The organism is Streptococcus agalactiae ATCC 13813 (genome assembly GCF_000186445.1).
Taxonomy (GTDB): Bacteria; Bacillota; Bacilli; order Lactobacillales; family Streptococcaceae; genus Streptococcus; species Streptococcus agalactiae.
In genome coordinates this window covers 1,107,865-1,133,212 of record NZ_GL636070.1, presented here as the reverse complement: position 1 = coordinate 1,133,212, position 25,348 = coordinate 1,107,865, and the positions used below count along the sequence as shown (strand labels likewise).

The 25,348-nt window shown below is 35.3% G+C and carries 19 protein-coding genes and 2 pseudogenes; all 21 read right to left on the bottom strand.

Features of this window, described 5'->3' with window-relative positions; genetic code table 11:
• A pseudogene (locus tag HMPREF9171_RS1000000113455) lies at positions 1 to 82 on the bottom strand (TIGR04197 family type VII secretion effector); the annotation flags it as partial.
• Positions 83 to 95: 13 nt separating this feature from the next.
• The gene (gene essC, locus HMPREF9171_RS107740) at positions 96 to 4,025 is read right to left on the bottom strand and encodes a type VII secretion protein EssC (protein ID WP_001872271.1); all 3,930 of its coding nucleotides are present in this window, start codon (positions 4,023 to 4,025) and stop codon (positions 96 to 98) included.
• Complete coding sequence (locus tag HMPREF9171_RS107745) at positions 4,000 to 4,503, bottom strand: RNA-binding protein (RefSeq protein ID WP_017643344.1); 504 nt, start codon at positions 4,501 to 4,503, stop codon at positions 4,000 to 4,002. Before HMPREF9171_RS107745 ends, essC begins: the two co-directional genes overlap by 26 nt.
• A gap of 6 nt (positions 4,504 to 4,509) precedes the next feature.
• Positions 4,510 to 5,784 carry a type VII secretion protein EssB gene (essB, locus tag HMPREF9171_RS107750; RefSeq protein ID WP_000447056.1) on the bottom strand — a complete coding sequence of 425 codons (1,275 nt, stop codon included), beginning with the start codon at positions 5,782 to 5,784 and terminating at the stop codon, positions 4,510 to 4,512.
• Positions 5,784 to 6,026 (bottom strand): EsaB/YukD family protein, encoded by a 243-nt coding sequence (locus tag HMPREF9171_RS107755; protein ID WP_001091721.1) that lies wholly within the window; start codon positions 6,024 to 6,026, stop codon positions 5,784 to 5,786. The genes essB and HMPREF9171_RS107755 overlap by 1 nt, the downstream gene beginning before the upstream one ends.
• On the bottom strand, positions 6,010 to 6,483 hold the full coding sequence (gene essA, locus HMPREF9171_RS107760; RefSeq protein WP_000769477.1) for a type VII secretion protein EssA: 474 nt from the start codon (positions 6,481 to 6,483) through the stop codon (positions 6,010 to 6,012). Before essA ends, HMPREF9171_RS107755 begins: the two co-directional genes overlap by 17 nt.
• An 8-nt stretch (positions 6,484 to 6,491) precedes the next feature.
• Positions 6,492 to 9,502: pseudogene (gene esaA, locus HMPREF9171_RS1000000113450) on the bottom strand (type VII secretion protein EsaA).
• An 81-nt stretch (positions 9,503 to 9,583) separates the two neighbouring features.
• Complete coding sequence (locus HMPREF9171_RS107775) at positions 9,584 to 9,874, bottom strand: WXG100 family type VII secretion target (protein ID WP_000057251.1); 291 nt, start codon at positions 9,872 to 9,874, stop codon at positions 9,584 to 9,586.
• Positions 9,875 to 9,990: 116 nt separating this feature from the next.
• Positions 9,991 to 10,773: a lipase family protein gene (locus HMPREF9171_RS107780; RefSeq protein WP_000611754.1), complete on the bottom strand. Its 783-nt coding sequence runs from the start codon at positions 10,771 to 10,773 to the stop codon at positions 9,991 to 9,993.
• Complete coding sequence (locus HMPREF9171_RS107785) at positions 10,770 to 11,093, bottom strand: hypothetical protein (RefSeq protein ID WP_000921241.1); 324 nt, start codon at positions 11,091 to 11,093, stop codon at positions 10,770 to 10,772. Before HMPREF9171_RS107785 ends, HMPREF9171_RS107780 begins: the two co-directional genes overlap by 4 nt.
• Positions 11,094 to 11,219: 126 nt before the next feature.
• Positions 11,220 to 14,402: a carbamoyl-phosphate synthase large subunit gene (gene carB, locus HMPREF9171_RS107790; protein ID WP_001126463.1), complete on the bottom strand. Its 3,183-nt coding sequence runs from the start codon at positions 14,400 to 14,402 to the stop codon at positions 11,220 to 11,222.
• A gap of 30 nt (positions 14,403 to 14,432) precedes the next feature.
• Complete coding sequence (locus tag HMPREF9171_RS107795; protein ID WP_000826109.1) at positions 14,433 to 15,509, bottom strand: carbamoyl phosphate synthase small subunit; 1,077 nt, start codon at positions 15,507 to 15,509, stop codon at positions 14,433 to 14,435.
• Positions 15,510 to 15,522: 13 nt separating this feature from the next.
• Positions 15,523 to 16,446 (bottom strand): aspartate carbamoyltransferase catalytic subunit, encoded by a 924-nt coding sequence (locus HMPREF9171_RS107800; RefSeq protein WP_001016473.1) that lies wholly within the window; start codon positions 16,444 to 16,446, stop codon positions 15,523 to 15,525.
• A 164-nt stretch (positions 16,447 to 16,610) separates the two neighbouring features.
• Positions 16,611 to 17,903 carry a dihydroorotase gene (locus HMPREF9171_RS107805; protein ID WP_000275479.1) on the bottom strand — a complete coding sequence of 431 codons (1,293 nt, stop codon included), beginning with the start codon at positions 17,901 to 17,903 and terminating at the stop codon, positions 16,611 to 16,613.
• Between the two features lie 11 nt (positions 17,904 to 17,914).
• The gene (gene pyrE / locus HMPREF9171_RS107810) at positions 17,915 to 18,544 is read right to left on the bottom strand and encodes an orotate phosphoribosyltransferase (protein WP_000362328.1); all 630 of its coding nucleotides are present in this window, start codon (positions 18,542 to 18,544) and stop codon (positions 17,915 to 17,917) included.
• A 12-nt stretch (positions 18,545 to 18,556) separates the two neighbouring features.
• Entirely contained in the window at positions 18,557 to 19,258 is a 702-nt protein-coding gene (gene pyrF / locus HMPREF9171_RS107815) for an orotidine-5'-phosphate decarboxylase (RefSeq protein WP_000890175.1), read from the bottom strand.
• Positions 19,259 to 19,470: 212 nt separating this feature from the next.
• Positions 19,471 to 20,703 (bottom strand): threonine/serine exporter family protein, encoded by a 1,233-nt coding sequence (locus HMPREF9171_RS107820; protein WP_001178657.1) that lies wholly within the window; start codon positions 20,701 to 20,703, stop codon positions 19,471 to 19,473.
• Between the two features lie 39 nt (positions 20,704 to 20,742).
• Entirely contained in the window at positions 20,743 to 22,284 is a 1,542-nt protein-coding gene (locus tag HMPREF9171_RS107825) for an ABC-F family ATP-binding cassette domain-containing protein (RefSeq protein WP_000025410.1), read from the bottom strand.
• A gap of 130 nt (positions 22,285 to 22,414) precedes the next feature.
• Positions 22,415 to 22,753, bottom strand: a complete 339-nt coding sequence (locus HMPREF9171_RS107830) for an ATP cone domain-containing protein (protein WP_001165747.1) — start codon at positions 22,751 to 22,753, stop codon at positions 22,415 to 22,417.
• A gap of 169 nt (positions 22,754 to 22,922) precedes the next feature.
• Positions 22,923 to 23,999 carry an aspartate-semialdehyde dehydrogenase gene (locus tag HMPREF9171_RS107835; RefSeq protein WP_000542446.1) on the bottom strand — a complete coding sequence of 359 codons (1,077 nt, stop codon included), beginning with the start codon at positions 23,997 to 23,999 and terminating at the stop codon, positions 22,923 to 22,925.
• Between the two features lie 208 nt (positions 24,000 to 24,207).
• Positions 24,208 to 24,768: an LPXTG cell wall anchor domain-containing protein gene (locus HMPREF9171_RS107840; RefSeq protein ID WP_000482210.1), complete on the bottom strand. Its 561-nt coding sequence runs from the start codon at positions 24,766 to 24,768 to the stop codon at positions 24,208 to 24,210.
• Positions 24,769 to 25,348 lie beyond the last annotated feature (580 nt).

Here is a 25,348-nt window from a genome sequence, read left to right as displayed (position 1 = left end):
ATGCTGTGATTCCACTGGCTCCTGATTGTATTGCAGTTGCACAGGTGGATGCGACGGAGGCATCACTTTGTATTTTTGCCATTTGGTCTCCTTTCTTAGTCTATGGTGAGTTTTAATTTTTGATAGGTTTTTCTATCGTGAATGTAGGCTTCGTCTTTGTTTGGACGGATTTCCTTACTATTATACACTTTTTCAAGGAAGGTTTGATCCATGAGCCTCATGCCAGCCAGCACATACTGGGTCGTTGTGCGAACGTATTTAGGCACAGCATCGATCTTAGTCCCAACATAGTTATAGCTTGATCCAAGAATCAGATGTAAACCATAGCGTGGTCCATTGTCAAGCAATGCCTGAACCTGTTCAAGCTTCATATTGCTCTTAGCCACAAAGCTTTCAAAATCTGGAATCATGATAAACCATTCAGCTATCTCAGATTGGCTTTCACGTTGCTGCAACTCATAGATCAACTGATCCGCCATATCTTCAATCATATCAGAACCCACATAAGTACGTACCTGACCTTGATAGCTTTCATATTCGCCAAGCGAATCGATGATCATGGTATGGTAATTTGGGACGTTAAGCAAGACCTTGATGATATGGGAACCAACTGCTTCGAGTGACTCGTCAGAATCAGACATGTAAAGCATATGCTTAAAGCGATTAAGTGCTAAACTATAACTTTCAACGTCAACCATTTCAAGCCCAAGTGGTAAACGATTAGCTGATAGGTCAGCTTGAACACTATCTGTAGCCATAAAGTCGTCAAAGGTTAATTCTTCGGGAACAATTGGTATTGCTTTTGGTCTTGGTCCAGTCCATTTGCTGTTCATGGCGTCAGATTCGTTTTGGATGTTATTGATGATGTCAAAGGTTTCAGTGCCTTCTGTTGAGAGAGCCACTTGTAACACTTCAATGTCATCACGTTTGATTAATCCACGTCCTGGAATATCTTCCATGATGTGTTGGTGACGACCGACAAGTGTCCGTGATTCAGAGTCATCTGTTAATTTAAGAGCGATACGTTCTTTAAGGTTTGCCATTAAGGACGACCTCAAAGCTGCCGTACGACCAGCTGAGATAACTAAGGAAATGCCAAGTGACGACCCATCACGCGAAATATTTTGGAAACAAGCTTCTAAGTTAGTCGGTGTTTGAGCTTCCCGTAGCCCTTCATAACTGTCAATAACAATCAGGATTTGAGGCATGGTTTCCCCAGATACCTGACGGTAAAGTTTTGCTGTCGCGACATTGTAGCGACTGAGGGCTTTTTTACGATCAGACATTTCAACTTTGATACGGGCAATAAACTTGGCTATTTTTTCGTCATCATCAATGGTAAAGAAATCTGCTACATGTGGCAAACGTCTTAGAGGTAAGAGGCCATTGGTACCAAAATCAAAGAGGTAAAGGTTTAAAAATTCTGGACTATTATGACGTGCTAAGTCCATTGTTACAGTTTGAAGGGCTGTGGATTTCCCCATACTTGGTCCTGCAAAAATTGACAAATGCCCATCGTCTTCAAAATCGTGGTAAGCCACTTCTTGTGCTTGTTGGCTTGGTATATCCATAAAGCCAAGAACAGCTTTGTAAGATGGGGCCTTGCTCCAGAGGTCTACTGATCCCTCCTTACGGAGATCGGTTACTGCAATCTGATTGCTTAGAGGCGGTAGCCACGGTTGAGGTAAGTCTGAGATGCCCATTTCTTTGGTTAAAGCTTGAATGTTTTCAACGATAGCATCTAATTCCGTAGGTACTTCTTTAATATTTTCGGCTTGGTCTAAGCCTGAAAGATCATCATTTAGGATTTCGTATTGGCCAAGGTCGTTGATGGAATAAATGGTATGGTCTTCAATCCCTTGGTCGTCTTTTTCAGGTTGGTAATCTGCTCCTGACCATGCTGATTGGAAGAGTTCATAGACTTCATTATTACCAACTTGGAGGTAGGCACGTCCTGCTTGTGTAATCTCGGCGGCATCTGGAGTATGGAGCATTTCCATGGAGTCGCCGCGGTCTGCTACTTTAAGAGCTAGTTTGAAGCGTGAGTTTGACCAGATTTGGTCATCTACCACACCAGATGGTTTTTGGGTCGCTAGGATTAAGTGAATCCCTAGGGAACGCCCAATTCGCGCTGTTGAGACAAGCTCTTTCATAAACTCAGGTTGGTTGGATTTCAATTCGGCAAACTCATCGGAGATTAAGAAGAGATGAGGCATTGGTTCTGAAACTTCTCCAAGTTTGTATTTCTTCTGATACTGGTTAATATGATTAACATCAGCTTTAGCAAATAAACGTTGACGACGTTTCAATTCAGCATTAATAGAAACCAAAGCACGCATCGATTGGGCACCATCTAAGTTGGTGATGGTGCCAAGTAAGTGTGGCAGGTCCTTAAAGAGGTTTGCCATCCCCCCACCTTTGTAGTCTATGAGAAGGAAAGCTACATCGTGTGGATGGAAATTAACAGCTAAAGAAAGGATATAGGACTGTATAATTTCTGACTTCCCTGATCCCGTTGTTCCTGCAACTAATCCATGAGGACCATGAGCTTTTTCATGTAGGTTTAGATAAACAATATCATCCTGACCACGTAAGCCAAGTGGAACAGCTGAGCTTTTATACGGAGCATGGCTTATCCAACGCTCTTGAACATGCAAATCTTCAAATTCTTCTGCTTGATACATTTCCATAAAAGTAACTGCTTCTGGTATTGAAGATTTAAGATTTTGTAGGTGATTTAACGGAGCTAGGCGACGTGAAATATTTTCCTTGTCATAATCCTCTAAGAAATGATCTAATTCAAAATCTGTTTCTTTAAGCTCTCCTTCTTCTATAACTAACTGACCAGTATTACGGTCTTTAATATTAATAATGGTTTTGATATTTTCTGAAAGTGAACTCATAACATCTTGAACAAAGATGAGAGAACATCCCAATTCTGTAGGATCTTCCGTAAAGAATTCCATGATGACGTGATCTAAAATTAACTTTTCATCAGTTACAATAACGACATAATGCGGAGAAAATAAAGTCCCTTCTTTGGCAGATTTATCTTCGCGTTGTGTGCGACGTAATTTTAAAATTTGGTTAAGACTGTTGAGCACTTGATCACGGCTTCTTTGATTATAAACAAAGCCACGAACATTGACATCTTGTAAGGTTTCATGTGGCAACCAACGCATCCAAGACCACTTATCCATCTCTTCCTCTGGAACAATAGTAATAAATTGAACATCATGGTAAGAATGGAAAAAAGCTAATTGATTAACCATCAATTGGAGTTGCTCCAATACTAAACCTCGTGGTCCTATATAGCCAACTGGTCCATGTGATAAATTCGCAACAATCGGCATATTTTTAATATAACGATTGTTAAAGTAGAGGTTATAGCCTTCGTTCTCTAAAGGATCTTTTTTCCCAGAACGTTCTGGTTGAGAATAATGAATATTATAGCTCGTTGGTACTTCTTCCAAACCTAGGCGATAATACAAGAAGTCAAAATGAAGTGGTGTCTTTTCATAAATACGATGGTGATAAGTATCAGCCATTTCCTGTAAACCTTCAATCGTTGGGTAATGATAGTGTTGCCCACGCTTTTGCTCTTTAGCTAACTTCTGAAGTTCAATTGATTTATCAGATAAATAGTCATGATAGGAATCAATGCGTTCTTGTAAGTCCTGCTTATACTGTTTACGATTTTTAAAGTAACCAGTGATAGAGAAAATCATCGTCACTAGAGCCATTGACATTGTTGCAATGATATAGATACCACGAGGACGAAAAATAGAAATAAGAATGCTGACTCCAATCATCACTAGAGGAGGAACAATTAATTTTAACAGTTCATCTTTAGACTTATTAGGTTCATTACCAGGCGCATTAACTGTAATTTTATCTTCACTGGAACGATAAATAATACGAGGTGAGCGGTGAAAATCAGGATAGCCTTCGTAAAATTGATAAGCTGACATAACTTTCTTAGTTAATGATGTTTCATAATCAGCCCCCCCAGATTTGAATTTCATCTGGGAAAAGCTTAACAATTGTTCCTTGGAAGCTAATCTCATCACCTAAACTTAAAGGTAACTGCTGCACTACTTTTTGAAGATGATTATTCAGATAAATATCACCTTCAAATAAATTAAGCTGCCAATTACTTTCTATTTTTTTCAGTAATAAATTAGGGGCTCCTTCTTTAAAACGGACACGATACCCTTCTTTATCACCGATTAATATATCTTCGTAATCTAAGGGAGTATAAATTTCTTTTTGATTATTCGCTAAATAGAAGACAATTCCTGAAATCTCTACACCATTAGTTAACTCTTTTTCTTTTTGGTCAATAATATATACCAATTGACCTTGTATATTTTTTAGCGTGATGTCATTTTCTAAATCTGATACTGGTATTGGCGACTTGCCGTTTGATGATATTAGAAAGGATTTCTCCTCTTCAATATTAAATTCGTAGCGGAGTGATTGATAATAACAAATAACTAACATATCCACCTACCTACTTTTAGTTTTAGAAGATGTACTTGCTGTAGTACTTGATGATTCAGATGACTCTTTGTTGGAATTTGTCGAATGATTATTGCTATTTTTCGATTTGGATTCCTCATCTGTTAAGGCTGTCTTACGGTCTTTCCAATATTTATCATAGTCTGTTTGTAGCTCAGAAAGTTTTTGTTCACGATCTTTACCAGATAAACTATTGTCTTTTCTAACCTGATCCATTTTCTGAACAATAGCATAAATAACAAGGTCAGAATCGTCTAAACGTTTGGCAGCATCAATAGCATCATCATCTAAACCACGGCCAATATTAATCCAATAATCAAGATAGAGCTCATCAGTCTTGAGCGTAACATTGTTTAAAATAACTTCACGCTGTTCTTCAGAAAATGACATTCCATTAATATAGGAATAGGCCAACTCGTACTTCTGTGTATAAGGTAACTTACTTACTTTTACATGTTCTAGTCGATTAATCACTTGATTATAATCAACTTTAATAAATGAAGTATCCGCTGCCAACATTTTTTCTTTGAATGGATTGTGAATAAAAACCAGATATACTAGCGGAATCAAGAGTATTGTAGATAAAGCTCCTAGCCAAACACTTATGTATTTATAAAGCTTATATTTTGCCCTTGATACTTTTGCTAACGTATGAGTTTCTACTTCTACTTGCTGCTCATAATCAATAGTAATGATGTCTCTAACAGCCTGAATAGTTTCTGCATGATAAATGCTTTTTAGGAAATCTGATACTTCAATAACAGAAATAGCACCATTATACAACTCTATATAGTCATGTTGCGTCAATAATGCAAAGACAAAACATTTGAATTGATATAAAAACTCTTCTGGACCAAATTTCTCAGGTCTCATAATCCCAGGAAGGCTACGATAAGCTATTTTAGCAGTTGCATTTTTTGTTAAAAATAGATTAGAGGGATGCAAAATGAAATTTACTGACAAAGACAAAGCCTTATCTAAATCCAAGACATTCAAGGCTAATCGTAATTTTTCAGATAAAGTTTCTTTTTTAAAGCTTTCAAAAAATAGAGCGTGCGCTTCTGTCTGGAATTGAAATTGAATGGTATCTGCATCAATTGCAGTTGTCATAGGCATCAACAAAGAATGGTGAATTTCTAACAATTGCAGTTGTTGCAGATTTTGAGTTCCTACTTTTGAACGCTTAAGAGATAACTGCCAAAAATCTGGTCCTTTTTCAAATTGAAAGTCTTGTTCTTCAAATACAAACGAATCTGTTTCCATTAATAAAACTCCTCTATCCTTATACGATCACCAGTTGTTACTGGATGGTGCGCTAATATATCGTTCTCTCCCAATAAAATACCTTTATTTATAACTCTTAGTTGATATTTGGTACGCCTTTCAGTACGGCTAAAAATACTATCTAATTCCATTACTAATTGCTTAACGCTAATTTTCAAAGGGATACGTAAATCTTTTGAGGTTTCCCCCATATCTAGAGTAATGTTAATATGTGTATTCATCCTTTTTGTCCTTTATTTTAAAAGTCATTATAGAAGCTAATATTAGTACCAAACTAATGAGAACCAGGTATATAATTATATGACCAATATCAGCCGAAACAGTCGGTTCTTCTGTTCTTGTAACAAATTTAAATTGATTACTTTCTTCAGAAAATAATTGTTTGATACGTTTTTTCCTATCAGATTGTCCTTTATTTGAATATTGAAACAGTTGCTTAGACTGCTTTTTCTGGAGTGAGACTTTAGATTGACGGTTTTTATCCAATTTTTTAAGGTCTTCTTTTTTAAATAAATCTTTAGTTAATTCAGTTTGAAAACCAGAATTTTTTTGTGAATCTGATTCTAAACGTTTTGTATCAAAATGAATATCATTATTCTTTAACCCATCAGAAAATACTGATGTTTGACTCATACAGGATAATATTAGTAGACAGGCTAAAAATCGTTTCAACTTCATCAACAACCTCACTCTTTTACTTTAGCTTCAAAATTTAAGGTGATAAAAATATTCATGATAATAAAAGCAACATCCACAAGAAGTACTAAGATAAGGAAAATAAATCCAGTTGTCACATTATCAAAATAAGATGATAATTGATTTTCAAGGATAGATAGTGGATTAATAGCTTTTAGTAATTTTGGAAGTCCACTAACAGTCGCTACTGTGCCTACGGCATTTGATAGATACACAAAACTAATAATCATAAACAAAGCCAAACCCATACCAACTGCTTTAAAATTTTTAATAAAGAAATACTGACTATGAATTAATAAAAAACTAAACAGAGTCATAACTAGGAACCAAGATGGTACATATTCAGGCATGACATGAAGACTTCTGCTTGAGATAACTCCCAGTGCTAAACCAATAACAAGAGAGAGGCCTGAAATGACAATGACATTTAAAAAGTCTGTTTGAAGCCAGCGGTTGACATTATACCTATCTGTCAATTTCTTAATAAGGTTTTGAGTCGCAAAGATATATGCTGTAAATAGGCTAACAACTTCTAATAATAGTATCCAAGTGAATGGGCGATAAGTATTTTCAGTTGCCCTAACTGCAGACGCTGATTCAGCGACAGGTCGTGATAAGAAATTAAGGAGAATATCATTTGGCACTCCATTTTTATAAGCAGTATTAAAAACTTTAGAGAAAGAAGCTACGAAATCACCATTATTGGCCAATTCTTTTTGGAAGTTAGCCATTAAATCGGTTGCATCCGTCGAAAGTTTGTTGCCCGAATTTTTAGCATCTTGAACATCTTTATTGAATGATGTGAATATTTGATTAACTTGGTCCGCCTCTTGACTATTAGATTTGGACATATCTTTTACGCCCGCTGCAGAGGTCATTAGCCCATCTAGATGGTTCTTCAAATCAGATAATTGTTGATCAGTTGTTTTCTGTGAGTCGTTTACTTTAGATTGATCCTGTGTGATGTTTTGGACCTTCATGTTAATTGATTGAAGGGTTTCAAGCTGTTTTTTGATTGCATCTGTTAGTCGTACATTTGTCTCAGTTACTTTTGCCATTTGATCCGCCAATTCATCTTGACTATTTTCAACTTCCTCCATGACATCTTTAACTTTCTGTTGCGCATCAGCAGTGTTTTCATCCATCAAATACTTAGTTATACCATTTTTGACCAGATCAACCATCGTATCGTTAACACTTTGATTTAAAAATTGATCAAATAAATTTTGCGGTTCTTCGCCATCAGAAATAATGTAGTATTTAGCTACTAATCCGTGAGTGGTGTTATATGCATCATTTACTTCTTGTAGAGTTCGTTGATACGTTGCCTCTGCCTCAAAGTAAGACCGTTGGATTTTACCGTCATCATTTTGTACAATTTGTTTCTGATTCCCGATAGTGATTGTATAGCTTGGTTTCGTAATACTAGAGTTAGATGATTCCCTTTGATAACTGCTATTGATAATAATATTATTGTTTTGGCTGGGGTCCAAGGTTCTTGTTTGCTTACCATTAACCGTCCAGGTATCTACCCTGTAATCTGGATTATTTGATTCAACAGAAACTATCTGCTCACCAGTTCGAGTAGAACTAGATGACAATTTTAATTGATTAACTTTATTTTAGCTTCATCTCTATTTTTCCTAGCTTCAAAAAGACGATTCAATAAATTAGTATTTAAATACAGAGTTCTTTCGTTGCTTACTTTTTTAATGATTTCCGAATCAGAAGATGTAAACTGAATGGCTTTTTCTTCTTCTTGGGTTAAGTGCAACTCCGAAAGGTTTAGTGAAGGAATGCTTGAAATGAGAGAATTTGTGAAATCTGCTACCTTAGCTTTAAAATCTTTCAAAGTCTTCTCATTAGTAGAATGACTCTTCAATAATTCTAATAAAGTAATATTATCTTTATTATTCTTAGCAAAGTAACTTGCTAGTCCCTCTCTAACAATTTTATCTAGTTGTTCACTTTGATCTTTAGCAATGTTATCTTGTGACTTGAGTGCTTCAGATAGTTCTTGGATTTTTTGCCTTGCAACATTTAGATAAGCTGATGAGTTTTCTTTATGATTATGATTGTTATCATCACCCATAATACTATTGAGTTGTGATGATAATGTTTCTTGGTCTTTTTGTGCTTGTGTGATAATATCAGATAATTGCTTCTCTAATAACTCGTTATTCATTTCTAGTAATGAGGTCGAAAACGCTTCATACGAAATGCTATCTTGATGGCGCTGTTCTATTAAGCTTGATAAATCTTTCCCAGTATTTGTCTGGGTTGTCACCAAATCATTAAACATGTTATCAGAAGCTTCTAAAGATTTTTTCAGTGATTCGTTAGCAGTAATGGAACTACTAGACTGGTTAACGAGGGCTGGAAAGATATTTTGGAAATTAGTTGCAGAATCTAAAAGATTTTTTTGGTAATTTGAGATATTACCTGACTGAACATTTACCATGGCCTGTACATTTTCTTGAGCTGTATATAAGTTACTTAAAATACTTGCCATGTACATATTTACTAAGTGGCTATTTAACTCTGAAACAATATCTTTCTCTTTTTCAGTTGCCTTTTTCTCTAATGCTAAATTCCCCTTGGCATTAACCTTATAAGAGATAGTTGTTTGCTCTGCATTTGCTTTATTGACATCAAGAAGTTTTTGAGAAAAGTTATTAGGGATGATAACCATTAATTGATAATCACCTTTGTCTAATCCATTTTGAGCAGTACCTCGACTAACAACTGACCAATTTTGACTATTATCACGTTCGATAGACTTAATATAACTAGCTCCTAAATTATAACTTTCTTTACCATTAGATACATTTTGATCTTCGTTGACTAATGCTATATTTAGTTTAGTGTTAGTAGCTGACTGTGTTGTTTTATTCTCTTTTGCATGATCGCCTTGAAGCTTAAGATTAAGGCCAGCAATAGCTACTAAAAAGAGAGCAACAGCTATAATATACCAAAGTATTCTAAAGTTATTTCTTTTCATAATTCTTCCTAAAATATATTTTATTTTCAACAAAATAGGAAGGCTTTGCCTTCCTATTCACTTATAGACTATGATACGATACTATCCACTAATTTGAGAAGCAATATCTGCATCCGTCTGCTCAATGATATCTGCAACTTTTAATAATTGCTGGTTAATATCTTCGAGTAATTGAGCAAATTCTGTAATTTTTGGAGATAATTCATTGAATTGTGCTTCAAAAGAATCAAAAGTAGATCCATCCCAATTTTCGTCAATAACTGCTTGCTCTTGAGTAAGCAAATTAAGAACTTCTGTTACTTGTTGAGAACCAGCTGTGTACTTTTGTGCTGATGAGCGAAGTTCTTCTGGTGTTAATTTAATTTGTGCCATAAATTTTCTCCTTTTTCTATAAACACTTTTGCAACAACTGCATAATTATTACAACATATTTTTTAAAATATATTCAAATTTACTGCATTATTTAAAATTATTTTTAATATTATTGTTTAATCCTGTTTATTTTCATCTATATCAACAATCTGTCCTTGTTGATTTAATCGAAATCGTGTCAATTCGTGAAAGAAAATCTTTTTATAAAAACCATGTTGCTTCTTAGCATTGACTCTTTTAGAAATACCTAATTTATCATCTGAACTATTAATACCAAAATTACCAATGTAATCTTTATTAATACGGTAACTATGATACTTCTCTGGATGTGAAATTACATAGGATGTGGCTGCTTCAGACATATTGTTAATGGGACTAGGGGAATTAAAAACACGCGCTGATAATCTCATTTCTGAAGCCACAATCATGGCCAAATAACCACCTAGAGAATGGCCTGTTAACCAGAGGGTTGCATCAGGATAGTTCATCTTAATTTTTTGTGCAAATAGTTTAGATGTTGTAATTTGACTTGGATTTTTACAAGGCAGAGAAATGCCATCCTCTCTCAGGGTAATACTTGAAGGACAAGTTAGCAATTTATTGTTCTTCCCCAATACAACTGAATCGATATCTGTTAAGATATCTTTCTTATTAAAAGCGTTCGTTCCTGAATATGCTATAACAATATGATTACTTTCATCCAAAGACTGACATGCCATAGCCTGCATACCATTATTGATATCATCATTAACCTCTAATACCATAAAAGAGCGTTTTTGATGGAAATCAATAATTTGACTACCTTCTATAATTTGAAGGTGTCCATTACTTTCTGCTTTGGATTTTTCAATATTATATGCCATATCTGATAGCACTTTAAAACTACTATCTGGAATCATTCATTTTCCTCTCTATTCAAAGACCAGGTGATATCTAACTCATCAATAGACTGAATAGGTTCCTTTTTTTCTCTAGGTCTGAGATGAAAACTTTTAGGATGACAAATAATACCTGAAATACTATTACTGTCACTAATATCATCAACAATGTAATTGATAATATTAACGCCATTTATTGTTATAATAGAAGACCATGAACCAGTTTCTAAAGAATGCCTCCACTTTGAAAAAACAAGTTGTTGAATACCTAGATATCTGTGTACTAAATCAAGGGCGATTTTTGTTTCTAATTCATTAATATGTGTTCGTGTTTTTAACATAATTAACTCCTTAAGTTTGTTCCCTATTTTATCACAATTAGGCTTTTTTTATAAAAACAGAACAAGCTATATTTAATCTAGTCCGATTCTGTTTTGCTGGAAGTTAATTTTACCTTGATCGTTTGATTAATCTAGTACTTTTAATGTAAATGCTCTGCTTTCAAGAACTTTGAACATTGCATGTGCAGTATCTAAAGATGTAAATAGAGGAACTCCTTGTTCAATTGCAGAACGTCTGATGATGAGAGCATCATGGTTATCAATGTTATTTTGTCCAACTGTGTTGATAACTGCTTGAATCTTACCATTTTTAATTAAATCAGGAATATGATTTCGATCGTTCTCTCCTAACTTACCTACTAAAACTGTCTCTAAACCATTAGCATCAAAATAAATTGCAGTCCCTTGGGTAGCATAAATACGATAACCAATACTTTGATAGACTTTTGCAAGTTCTAAAGCTTCTTCTTTATCTGTATCATCTACTGTAAAAACAATGTTACCATAGTCTGGCATATGGAGATATGCTGCTTCAAAGGCTTTATACAAGGCTTTCTGAAGATTAATATCTGATCCCATCACTTCGCCTGTTGATTTCATTTCAGGACCTAATAAACTATCTACTTTAGCAAGTTTGGTAAAACTAAAGACAGGGGCTTTAATGTGGACCATATCTGAAGCTGGATAGAGATCATAACCATATGTAAAATTGCAGAGTTTATCTCCTAAGATAACTTTTGTTGCTACTTGGGCCATAGGAATGTGAGTTACTTTTGATAAGAATGGAAGTGTTCTACTAGCACGAGGATTAACTTCAATAACATATACTTTCTGATCCTTGATTACAAACTGAATATTCATCATACCGATACAGTTTAATCCAATTGCTAAGCGTTTTGTATAATCTACAATAGTTTCGATAATGGTCTCAGACAATGTTTGAGGAGGATATACAGCCATGGAATCTCCTGAATGAACACCAGCTCGCTCTATATGCTCCATTATTGCAGGAATCAGTATATTCTGACCATCGGATATAGCATCAACCTCACACTCTTTACCTATAAGGTATGCATCTATAAGCACTGGATGATCTGGGCTTGCCTTTACCGCGGTTGTCATATAATGACGTAAATCTTCTTCGTTTTCAACTATCTTCATAGCTCGTCCACCAAGAACATATGATGGTCTAACCAACACGGGATAACCAATCTTTTGCGCTGCATTAACTGCCTCTTCCTCCGTAGTGGCGGTAAAACCTGGTGGTTGAGGGATATTTAGAGCTTGTAAAGTGGCTTCAAATTGTTTTCTATTTTCAGCACGATCCAAATCTTCTAATTGTGTGCCTAGTATTTTAACCCCTGCCTTGTTTAAATCTTTTGCTAGATTAATAGCAGTCTGACCACCGAATTGTAAGATGACCCCTTCAGGTTTTTCTAAGTCAATAACATTCATAACATCTTCAAAAGTCAAAGGTTCAAAGTAAAGCTTATCTGAAATAGAGAAATCCGTTGAGACCGTCTCTGGATTAGAGTTCATGATAATCGCTTCAAAACCAGACTCTCTGATGGCTTTAACAGAATGAACCGTTGCATAATCAAATTCAACTCCCTGTCCAATTCGGATTGGGCCCGATCCTAAAACCAAAATAGAGGCTTTATCTGATATCAATGACTCGTTTTCTACGGCATAAGTCGAATAAAAGTAGGGCGTTGCTGAATCAAACTCAGACGCACATGTATCAACCATCTTATAAACTGGAAGAATTCCTGCTTCTTTTCGCATGTTACGAACTTGATCTTCGTTTATTTGCCATAAACTCGCTATAGCTTTATCTGAAAAACCTTTATTTTTAACCTTTTTGAGAATATTGATATCCAGTCTGTTTTTAGATAATAGATCTTCTAACTCTACAATCACTCTTAACTTATCAAGGAAGAAAGAATCAATGCTAGTCAAACTTGCTAATTTTTCAATACTATAATGTCTACGTAAAGCTTCTGCTAGATAAAATAAGCGATCATCTTCTGCCTTTCTTATTTTTTCTAATAAAACATCATCTGATACATTATCTAAATCTGCTATTTTAATGTGATCGACACCTATTTCTAGTGAACGACAAGCTTTCAATAAAGATTCTTCTATATTCCGTCCTATTGCCATGACTTCGCCTGTAGCTTTCATCTGTGTTCCCAATTTTCTATCGCCACTTTCAAATTTATCAAAAGGAAATCTCGGCATTTTTGCGACTACGTAATCTAAAGCAGGTTCAAACATAGCGTAAGTCGTTTTTGTAATAGGATTAATTACCTCATCTAGTGTCAAACCAACAGCTATCTTAGCTGCTAATTTAGCAATTGGATATCCAGTAGCTTTTGAAGCTAAAGCAGAAGATCTTGATACTCTTGGATTAACTTCAATGACATAGTATTTAAAACTATTCGGATCAAGGGCTAGTTGAACATTGCATCCTCCTTCAATTTTCAAAGCTCTTATAATATCTAAACTCGCATCTCGTAATAACTGATTTTCCACATCAGATAACGTTTGTGCGGGTGCAAAAACTATAGAGTCCCCTGTATGGATACCAACAGGATCAAAATTCTCCATATTACAAACAACAAGAGCGTTATCTGCTGCATCACGCATAACTTCGTATTCAATCTCTTTAAAGCCGGCAATTGAACGTTCAATAAGGCACTGTGTCACAGGCGATAACTTTAACCCCTTCGTCGTGATGTCAACCAATTGTTCTTGATTATCGCACATGCCTCCACCTGTACCTCCTAAAGTAAAGGCAGGACGAACAATTAATGGATACCCGATTTGCTCTGCAAATTGAATAGCTTCTTCTACCGAATTAACAATCTCAGATTCTGGAATAGGTTGATTGAGTTCTTCCATCAACTGTTTAAATAAATCACGATCTTCAGCTTTATCAATGGCTGATAATTTGGTCCCTAATAGTTCAACATTCAATTCTTCTAGGATACCATTTTTTGATAGAGCCATAGCCATATTCAATCCAGTTTGACCTCCAAGAGTTGGAAGGAGAGCATCAGGTCTTTCCTTCCTGAGAATTCTTGTGACAAACTCCAAGGTAATAGGTTCAATATAAACTTTATCAGCAATATCTTTATCTGTCATGATAGTAGCTGGATTCGAATTGACCAAAACAACTTGGTATCCCTCCTCTTTTAAAGAGAGACAGGCTTGTGTACCAGAATAGTCAAACTCTGCTGCTTGTCCAATCACAATCGGGCCAGAACCGATAACCATAATTTTACGTATGTCTGTGCGCTTTGGCATATCAAACTCCTCTAATTCTATATTTTAAAGCTAGCTTTTTTGCTGGAAATCATCAATCATATTAATAAATTCATCAAAAAGATAAGATGTATCATGCGGCCCTGGTGCTGCATCTGGGTGAAACTGCACTGAAAAGGCAGGATAGTATTTATGTCGAACACCTTCGACAGTTTTATCATTAATCTCTTCATGTGTAATGAAGAGAGCCTCAGGGAAATCTTCTCTCGAGACAGCATAACCATGATTTTGACTTGTAAAATCAACCTGTCCTGTTTGCAAATGACGAACAGCATGATTAAAACCTCGATGACCAAAAGTCATTTTATAAGTCTTTGCACCATTAGCTTTAGCAAATAGTTGATGTCCCATACAAATACCAAAAATTGGAATTTTACCTTGAATTTCTTGGATCATTTGTAAAGCATTCGGTAATTGTTCTGGGTTCCCAGGGCCGTTAGATAAGAGTACTCCATCTGGATTGAGATTTAAGATTTCTTGCGCTGTCGTAGTATGAGGAACGACTGTAATATGACATTGACGTTGTGACAGTTCTCTTAGAATAGAATGTTTTAAACCAAAGTCAACTAATACAATATTTTTGCCAACTCCAGGCGAAGCATAAGCTAATTTGGTTGATACTTGTTCAATTTGATCATTTAAAAGAACACTTTTTTGAAGGTTTTCTAGTGCTTCATGAATAGAATTTCCCTCGTTTATTAAACAAGCTTTCATTGTTCCATGTTTTCGAATAATTTTTGTTAATGCTCGAGTATCTATACCTGAAATTCCAGGTATTCCTTTTAATTTTAAAAATTCATCAAGTGTCATCTGTTGACGCCAGTTACTTGGATACTCTGCCCATTCATAAATAACTACTCCCTTACATGTTGGTCTAATAGATTCGTAATCGTCTCGATTTATCCCATAATTTCCAATAAGAGGATAAGTAAAAGTAATAATTTGACCGTTGTAAGATTGATCTGTTATAGATTCTTGATACCCTGTCATTCCTGTACTAAAAACGATTTCACCACTTGTTTCTACATCCGCTCCGAAAGCCTCACCCTCAAACACACTACCATCTTCCAGTAATAATAGACGCTTCATTTTATCTCCTTTATTATCTGCTATTGAGCACTGCTTCTAAGATAGCTATCCTTGCATAGACGCCATTACTCATCTGTTTCACTATTCGAGCCTTATCTGCTTCTACCAAATCGCTAGCAATCTCTACATCCCTATTGACGGGTGCTGGGTGCATAATAATTGCTGTATCCCTTAAATGTTTATAGCGTTCTTTTGTAAGACCAAATTGTTGATGATAGCTTTCTTTTGAAAACACCCCTTTACCATCATGACGTTCGTGTTGAACACGTAAAAGCATAAGGACATCAATTTGATCAACTAACTGATCTATTGGTAAATATTGCCCATATTCATCGAATTGACTACTATACCATTCTTTGGGTCCAGAAAAGAAAATTTCAGCTCCTAATCGTTTTAGCACTTGCATGTTAGATTTAGCTACCCGTGAGTGAGTTAAATCTCCTACAATCGCAATTTTTAGCCCTTTGAAGTATCCAAATTCTTCGTAAATAGTTACCAAATCCAAAAGTGATTGGCTTGGATGTTGGCCTGAGCCATCACCCCCATTGACAATAGCTGAATGAATGTTCGGACTAGCAATCAATTCTTTATAATAGTCAATATCAGGATGCCTAATGACACAAACGTCCAATCCTAGAGCACTCATTGTTAAGATAGTGTCATAAAGGGTTTCTCCTTTATTAACAGAACTTGTATCAGCATTAAATTCAATTGTTTTTAATCCTAATTTGAGTTCTGCCATTTCAAATGACTTATGTGTTCTTGTTGAATTCTCAAAAAAGAGATTTGACACATAGTAATCTTTATCAAAACCAATGTTGCTAGGATTTTCTTTAACTTCGATACTTCTCTTTATCAAAGACATAACTTCTTGATTTGATAATTCTTCTAAACTGACAAAATGTTCTAATGAAAGTGTTTGTGTTTGATGATTCATGATAATTTCTTTCTATAAATTTTAGCTAGAAAAAAGCCTCCTAAAACAAGGAGGCTCTGCAAAATAGTAAGCTAGATAGGGAACTAACTTACTATTTGTTAACGCAATTCCTTGTTTGCCTCTCTGGACAATACCTTAAAGGATATTAATAAGAAATGTTTTACCTATACCAATGTCGCTGCGTGGCTATCTTTTTGATAGACTATTTCACCATTGCAAATTGTGTAGTGAATAACTCCCTTCAATTTATCACCGATAAAAGGAGAGTTGCTGGATTTGGAGGCAAATTCTGCCTTTATTATTCTCTCTTCAGCTTGATCAAAAATAACGATATCTGCAGGTCCACCTTCTCTGAGATAACCTGCATCAAATCCATATAACTGTGCAGGATTACATGTCATTTTTGCCAAAAAGTCAATCATTGAGAGTTCTTTAGTAGATACTAAATAAGTAATCCCTAAGGCTAATGATGTCTCTAAGCCAGTCATACCAGAGGGCGCTTGACTAATATTATCTGCTGCTTTCTCCATAATATGATGGGGAGCGTGGTCACTTGCAATAATTGAAATAACACCACTTTTAAGTCCATCAATGAGGGCTTGTCTATCCTTTTCAAGTCGCAGTGGTGGGTTTAATTTTGCATTAGCACCCTTAGTTAAAAGTAAGTTCTCTGTCTTTGAAAAATGTTGGGGGGTTACTTCTGCTGTTAAGTTAGCACCAAGCTTCTGCGCAAAATCAACTACTTCTACTGATTCTGAACTTGACAAATGCTGGATATGGACTTTCGCCTGTGTTTGGTAAGCAATCATAGCATCTCGCGCAATCATTGAATATTCAGCAAGACCACTAGCTCCACAGACATGATAAATTTTCTGAGCAATATGTTCGTTGATACCAAGGACACCATTTAACGATGGATCTTCTTCATGTAACGATAGGACAACATCATGTTTTCTAGCTAAGTTCATAGCTTCTTGCAAAACCTTAGTATCTGTCAAAGGAATACCATCGTCTGAGAATCCAGCAACTCCAGCTTCTAATAGTTCTTCGAAATTAACTAAATCTTTACCATTCAGAGATTTAGTAATTGTAGCAACTGTTTCAATCTTAATTGCTTCTTTTGCTGCACTCTCCTTAACTTGTTTTACAATTTCTGGGCTAGAAATCGTTGGGTTAGTATTGGCCATCATAAGAACTGTCGTAAAACCACCTACTGCAGCTGATAGGGCCCCTGTATGGATATTTTCTTTATGTGTCTGTCCAGGCTCACGAAAATGTACATGAATATCGACTAATCCTGGAGCTACAATTTTATTGCTTGCATCAATGATTGGAATGCCTTTAATATCAATTTCTTTCGATATTTGTTTAATTTTTCCTTGATCAATCAGCATGTCTGATACTTGATTAAAACCACTTTGAGGGTCGATAATCAATCCGTTTTTAATGATATACATATCTGTCCTCTCTAACTTTGCCAATTCATTTGATCTTCTTTAAATTTTTTCAGTAATACCAGTTGGTCAGCTGTAATATATCCATTAACTTTAGCAACTTTAATTAATTGATTGTAATCCGTCAAAGTCACCAAAGGAATATCAGCTTCACGAAATGCTTGTTCAGCCTTAGCTAATTGATATGTAAATATCGCTACTACCCCTAAAACCTCAATACCTTGACTCTGCGCAGCCGTAACAGCCTCTAAAACAGATCCTCCTGTTGAAATCAAATCTTCAATGATAACCATTTTTTGGCCTGAGTAAACACGTCCCTCGATTTGATTCCCCACACCATGATCCTTTGCCTTCGATCGTATATAGGCAAAGGGCAAGTTCATCTTATCAGCTATAATAGCGCCATGTGGTATGCCTGCAGTCGCTGTCCCTGCTATGATATCAACGTTTGGGAAATGTTTCTGTATTTGTTTAACAAAACCATTTTCAATCAGTGTCCTTGTCTCAGGATACGATAAGGTTACACGATTATCAGTGTAAATTGGCGATTTGACCCCCGAAGCCCAAGTAAAGGGTTGTTGGGGTCTTAAGTAAACAGCTTGAATATCTAATAGTTCCATGGCAATCTGTCTTGCTAAATCCATCTCAGTACTCCTTTATTTAATACGATTCCATTCTTCTTTTATCTCTAGATATGCTTGATATGGATTTTCTGCTTTCGTTATAGGTCTTCCCACAACGATATAATCAGCCCCAACTATACGTGCTTGCTCAGGAGTCATCGTTCTTTTTTGATCATCTAACTGATTGGTTTGTGGAGGTCTGATACCAGGCGTTAAGCAAATGAAATGTTCGTTAGTCTGTTTCTTGATTTGCTTTACCTCTTGAGCCGATGCGACTACTCCATCTAAGCCTGCTTCTTGAGCTTTTTGAGCATAATGGCAAACCGAATCAACTACACTTAAGTTAATATGTTGATCCACCTGCATTTGTTCTTGTGAAGTCGAGGTTAATTGTGTCACTGCTAATAGTATTGGACCCTCCCCCAAACCTTCTCTAGCTGCTTTCATCATTTCGACTCCTCCTGCAGCATGCACATTAGTCATATCAATGCCTAATTTGGCTAAGACAGACATAGATGATCGAACTGTATTAGGGATATCATGTAATTTTAAATCCAAAAAAATGCGATGTCCTAAGGATTTAATATATCTAATAATTGAGGGACCTTCGGAATAATAAAGCTCCATTCCTATTTTGACAAAAAGCAATTCTTCTTTTGGAAAATGTTCTAAAAAAGTTGTTACAGAAGCCAAATCAGAAAAATCTAAGGCAATGATAGGGCATTTTTCTAACATATAATTCCTCTCTATAGAAATAATAATTGTTGGAAATGTACCAGTATGACACAAAAAACCTTGCCTGAGGGCAAGGTTTCATAAAAAGTTAGCGAAAAAGCACTCGCTATTTGACTTATGATGGTGACCTTGTTCGCCTCTCTGGACTCACTTAAAGATACATTTGTAGGTATTCTACAAGTTTACAATCATTTTGTCAAATAAATACTAAATTATTTTATCATTTTACGTCTAATAAAGAACGATAGAGGAATCTGCTGTACAATACTGATTGCTATAGCAATTGTAAAAGCTGTTACAAAACAGGATCTAAAATATTCCATTGCTACGGCATCTGCTCCCGTCAATAAAAAGTAAACAGCTCTATAGAAGCTAAGTCCTGGAATAAGAGGAAACATACTTGTCGCTAAAAAGACAGTGGCAGGACACTTACGTTTAGCAGCTAATAGCCGTGAAAAATAAGTGATGAAAAGCCCTGGAAAAAATACGGCTATAGCATCCATGTGAAATTGTTGCCATAAGATCAGGTAGAGCATCCAAGATATTGCTCCTAGTATACCTAAGTCAAGGAAATAACGTTTTGGAACATGGTAGAGAATAGAGAAGGCTATCGTCCCTAAACCGGCCATTAGTGTTCTGATGATAATCTCAAGGATGGTATTAGGAACACCAGAAAAAGAACCTGTCATTTGTTCTGCAAACGGAATAATTTCAATTGTAATAGCCACACCTGCTGATATAGAAATACAAATGAGTAAAGCAGACATAATCAAAGCTAAACCTGTTGAAAAATTATTCTGTGAAAATTCTCTCACCGAATTAACAAAGGCAGCCCCTGGCACCATAACCATTAGTGCCCCTAATATAATAATGCTACGATGCTCACCTAATCCTGAAAAATATAATAAATTAGCACTTAAAGCCACTACAGAACTACCTAGAATGGTCAAAAGAAATCCTGTATGTATACGACTTTCCATCAAATTCAGAAAATATCCTAAAATTAAGCCTGTTACAGCAGCGGAAAATGAATCTAATAAGGAACTACCTAAGGCTAAAGAAAAACTACCCGCTCCACAAAAATAAGAAATTAAAGTAACAAGTAAACTATAATCTTTTTGATGTTCAATTAAGTCTAACTGCTTTACAATTTCTTCTGGAGATACTAAGTCTTGTTTAGCAATTTGCCTAGAAAGGTTATTAACAGCTTCAAGTCTACCTAAATTTGCTGTTACACCATCTGTATTGCATACTTTAGCTTCTTGTTTACCATAGCGGTTAATCCCGGAAGCGATAATACTGCTACTAACCACATAAGCTTCAAAATTTTCTATCTGAAGAGCCTTAGCAAAATGCTTCATTGTGTCTTCGACACGATAGACTTCTGCTCCGCTTTCAATCAGTAATTTACCTGCTCTAAGAACAACGCTCATATCATTTTGCATCTTATTTGGCCCTGCCTTCTACTTTATTACCTTAGCCACTTAACTAAGTTGGTTAAAGTCCCAAACATCATCCATCCATCCTTCATAAAAGTCCGGTTCATGACATACCATCAAGATTGATCCCTTATAAGCTTTTAAAGCACGTTTTAACTCATCTTTAGCATCTACATCTAAATGATTGGTTGGTTCGTCAAGTACAAGGACATTATTTTCGCGATTCATTAATAAGCAAAATCTGACCTTTGATTGCTCCCCACCAGATAACACCTGAATCTGACTTTCAATATGCTTTGAAGTTAAACCACAACGAGCAAGAGCTGCCCTAACCTCTGCTTGGTTCAAAGCAGGAAAAGCATCCCATACTGCTTCGAGTGGAGTTTGGCGATTTCCTCCGGGTACTTCTTGTTCAAAATAACCTAAATCAATAAAATCACCTCGTTCAACATTACCAGAAATAGGGGGGATAATACCTAGTAAACTCTTAAGTAATGTTGTTTTTCCTATCCCATTTGCTCCAACAATAGCTATTTTTTGATTACGTTCAAATGTTAGGTTTAGAGGTTTTGTTAAAGCACGATCATATCCAATTTGAAGATCTTTAGCTTGGAAAATAAAACGTCCTGGTGTGCGAGATTCTTTAAATTCGAAACTTGGCTTTGGTTTCTCTGCTTGTAACTCAATAATATCCATTTTGTCTAGTTTCTTTTGACGAGACATTGCCATATTACGTGTTGCGACGCGTGCTTTATTACGATTAACAAAATCTTGTAAATCAGCTATTTCCTTTTGTTGACGTTCATAGGCTGCTTCTAATTGAGCCTTTTTCATTGCATAGACTGATTCAAAATTAGTATAATCACCGGAATATCTTACTAAATCTTGATTTTCAACATGATAGACAATATTGATAACATCGTTCAAAAATGGAATATCGTGTGAGATTAAAACAAAAGCATTTTCATAATTTTGTAAATAGCGTTTTAACCAATCAATGTGTTCAGCATCAAGGTAGTTTGTAGGCTCATCAAGCAGGAGGATGTCTGGCTTTTCTAATAACAGTTTTGCTAAAAGAACCTTTGTCCTTTGACCACCAGATAATTCAGTAACATCAGAATCCATACCAAAATCCATAACTCCTAATGCCCGTGCAACTTCATCAATTTTAGCATCAAGTGTATAAAAATCACGTGATTCTAAACGATCTTGTAGTTCTCCAACTTCTTCCATAAGGCTATCTACATCTGCGCCATCATCTGCCATGGATATATATATATCATTGATACGTGCCTCTGTTTTAAAAAGTTCATCAAATGCTGTTCGCAAAACATCACGAACTGTTTGACCTTCTTCTAATACAGTATGTTGATCAAGGTAACCAGCAGTTACATATTTTGACCATTCAATTTTTCCTTCATCAGGTTGAAGATGACCTGTGACAATTGACATGAATGTTGATTTTCCTTCACCATTAGCACCAATAAGTCCTATATGTTCACCTTTTAAAAGGCGAAAAGAAACATTCTCAAAAATAGCACGATCACCAAAACCGTGACTTAAGTTTTTTACTTCTAAAATACTCATTTAAAATCCTTTGATTGATAATAGAGGTTATTAAAAAACTCATAGAGACACTCTACAAGTTTTTAAATTAGTACATTACATAGTAAGTTCCATATACAAGTATAGAGAGTTTAAACTTAAAAGTCAAACCTTACTTAATTTTTTCAAAGTGTAAATGAACAGTGATTTGATCATCATAGCCATTTCGCTCTAAATCACGTTGCAAACGGTATGAAATATAGTGTTCAGCAGTATGAATGTATCCTGCATCCAATAAACGATTTTCAACCAAAGACTGAATCATATTGATCGTTGGTCGTTCAACCTGAGCATCCTCTAAATCTAAGATTACTTTTTTAGTCACTTGAGCAAGGTCTTGACGAAGTGACTCATCAAGCACATAAACTGTTTGAGCAGCTTTCAAGATAGCTTGGTAGATTTTTTCAGGATCAAATTCAACAATCTGTCCATCACGTTTGATGATTTGCATAAGAGCCCCTCCTTAATGTGGAAACAATGTTAAAACGATTTGCAATCATTTTCATTTGTTAATTTCATTATGCAAATGTTTTCATAATTTGTCAAGTGTTTTACCTGATATTGACGAAAAATCAATATCACTAGCAGTCAGCATAAGTATTAAGCAATGTCATATTCTTCTATATTAATTCAAATTTTAACTCTTTTGCTGGTTTAACCAGCCCATTCTTATGCAATGTTTCTGCAATTTGAACAGAATTCCAAGCTGCCCCCTTCAGTAGATTATCTGAAACTACCCACATATGAACACCATTTTCTTGATCAAGGTCTTTTCGAATACGACCAACAAAGGTCTCCCTATGGCCTACAGCATTAATCGCTTGAGGGTAAATTTGCTGAGATGGAAGGTCTTGTAGGACGGCACCAGGAAAATTTGCAATAGCCTTTTTAATTTCAGAGATTGAGGCTAATTCTTTCGTCTCAATATAAATGGACTCAGAATGCCCCGATAAAACGGGAATACGGACGCAGGTAGCTGAAACCTTAATAGTAGCATCTTCCATAATTTTCTTTGTCTCCAAAGTCATTTTCATTTCTTCGTACGTATAATCATTATCAGTAAAAATATCAATTTGAGGTAATGCATTGAATGCGATAGGATAATGTTTTTGATCGCTAGAACATGGCAAGACTGTTGCAATTAATTGATCAGGTGAAAGGTTATCATTTAAAACTTGTCTCAACTGTTCCTTAGTTTCTTCAACAGCACGTGCACCTGAACCCGAAACAGCTTGATAGGTGGAAACTATAACACGCTCTATCCCCCATTTTTGACGAATGGGCTCTAAAGCAATCATCATTTGAATAGTAGAACAATTGGGGCAAGCTATGATACCATTATGACCAATCATGGCATGAGCATTTACTTCAGGAACAACTAGTGGAACATCAGGATTCTGACGAAAATATGACGTGTTATCTACTACAACTGCTCCAGACTTTACTGCATAAGGAGCGAACTTTGCTGAAATAGATCCACCAGCTGAAAACAAGGCAATATCAACATCGTAAAATGATTCTTTTGTTGTCTCTTCAACACGTATAGCCTCATCTTTAAAATGTAAAATTTTACCTGCTGAGCGACTTGATGATAAAAGTTTCACTTGTTCTATTGGTAAATTCGATTGTTCTAATTGACGAATCATTTGTGTTCCTACGGCACCTGTAGCACCTACGATAGCAACGGTATATCCCATATAATGACCTCTATTTGTTGATGTTGTTCATCAATATTTTCAAAACATTTTAATGTGACTATTATACTACATTTTTATAAACTTTCAAGAATAGCCAAATGAAAAAAGTCACCCTAACCAACCTAATTATAAAAAGGAATCTCGTATCCGATTCCTTTTTATTGATTGCATATATCATTATATATAGTTACTATATGATTGATTATACTTAATTTTCATTGCGTCTCAAACCGCAGCGACTTGTTAACAAAATTAAACCAAAACCTACAAGTTTAAAAATGACATTTTGATCATCACCTGTTTTAGGTAATTTATTTATCACTGAAATTGTTCTAGAATTATTAGTTAACATCGGTCTATTAGCTACATTAGTAACCTGAGATACTTTTTTAGAGAATGACTGTTTGTTAGAGTCACCTTGACTAGAGTGATTATTTTCTCTAGATATAATTGACTTTGAAAGAAGTGGATTTTTCCCTATAAGTTGACCTACTTGGCTCTTGTTCTCAACATCGCGTTGACGACGCTCTAGAACATTACCTTGGCTTCTGTTTTCTGCATCGCGTTGACGACGCTCTAGAACATTGCCTTGGCTTCTGTTTTCTGCATCACGTTGACGACGCTCTAAAACATTGCCCTGACTTTGATTTCCAACACTATCCATAGCAGATACAGGACTTGATCCTAAAATAATAGTTGATCCTAGCACTCCCATATAAAGCCAAAGCTTTCCTGATTTCCAAGTTCTAAAACCTATTTTATTGAACAATTAATTTTCTCCTTACTTTTTTTAAATTTTAAAAGTCATTTTATTATTACTTTTATTTAGATTATATATTAAAACATTTTATAAGTTATGTCAAGATAATTTATTATTTGGTTGCAATTTATTATTAATTTATATGTTTAAAATTAAATAGTTGATATCTAAAACATGATATTTTTAAATTTTCCTTTAATATTATAAAGCATGATAGATAGTCATACTAACATTAAGATTTACAATGAGGTAATAGTATATTTTTAATACTTCATCTAAACCATCAGAAACTAGATTATTTAAAAATTTTACAAAGAATGTGATGGTAGCATATTCAATTAAAGTTAAGTAAAGACATAATTTTAAGAAGGAAATTGTGACTTATTTATGCAAAAAAGAAAGAACCAAACTGGTTCTTTCTTTTTTGCTTTTCAGCTACTTACCACAATTTGTAAGAAATTACAAGTAGTAGTAAGCTAAGGGCACCTTTTCAAGTGTGACAAGAAGGTTCACACAACTTATCAAGATCCGCTCCTGCGTTTATAATCTCCCTGCGCAATAGTGGTAAAACCACATATCGACTCATCGC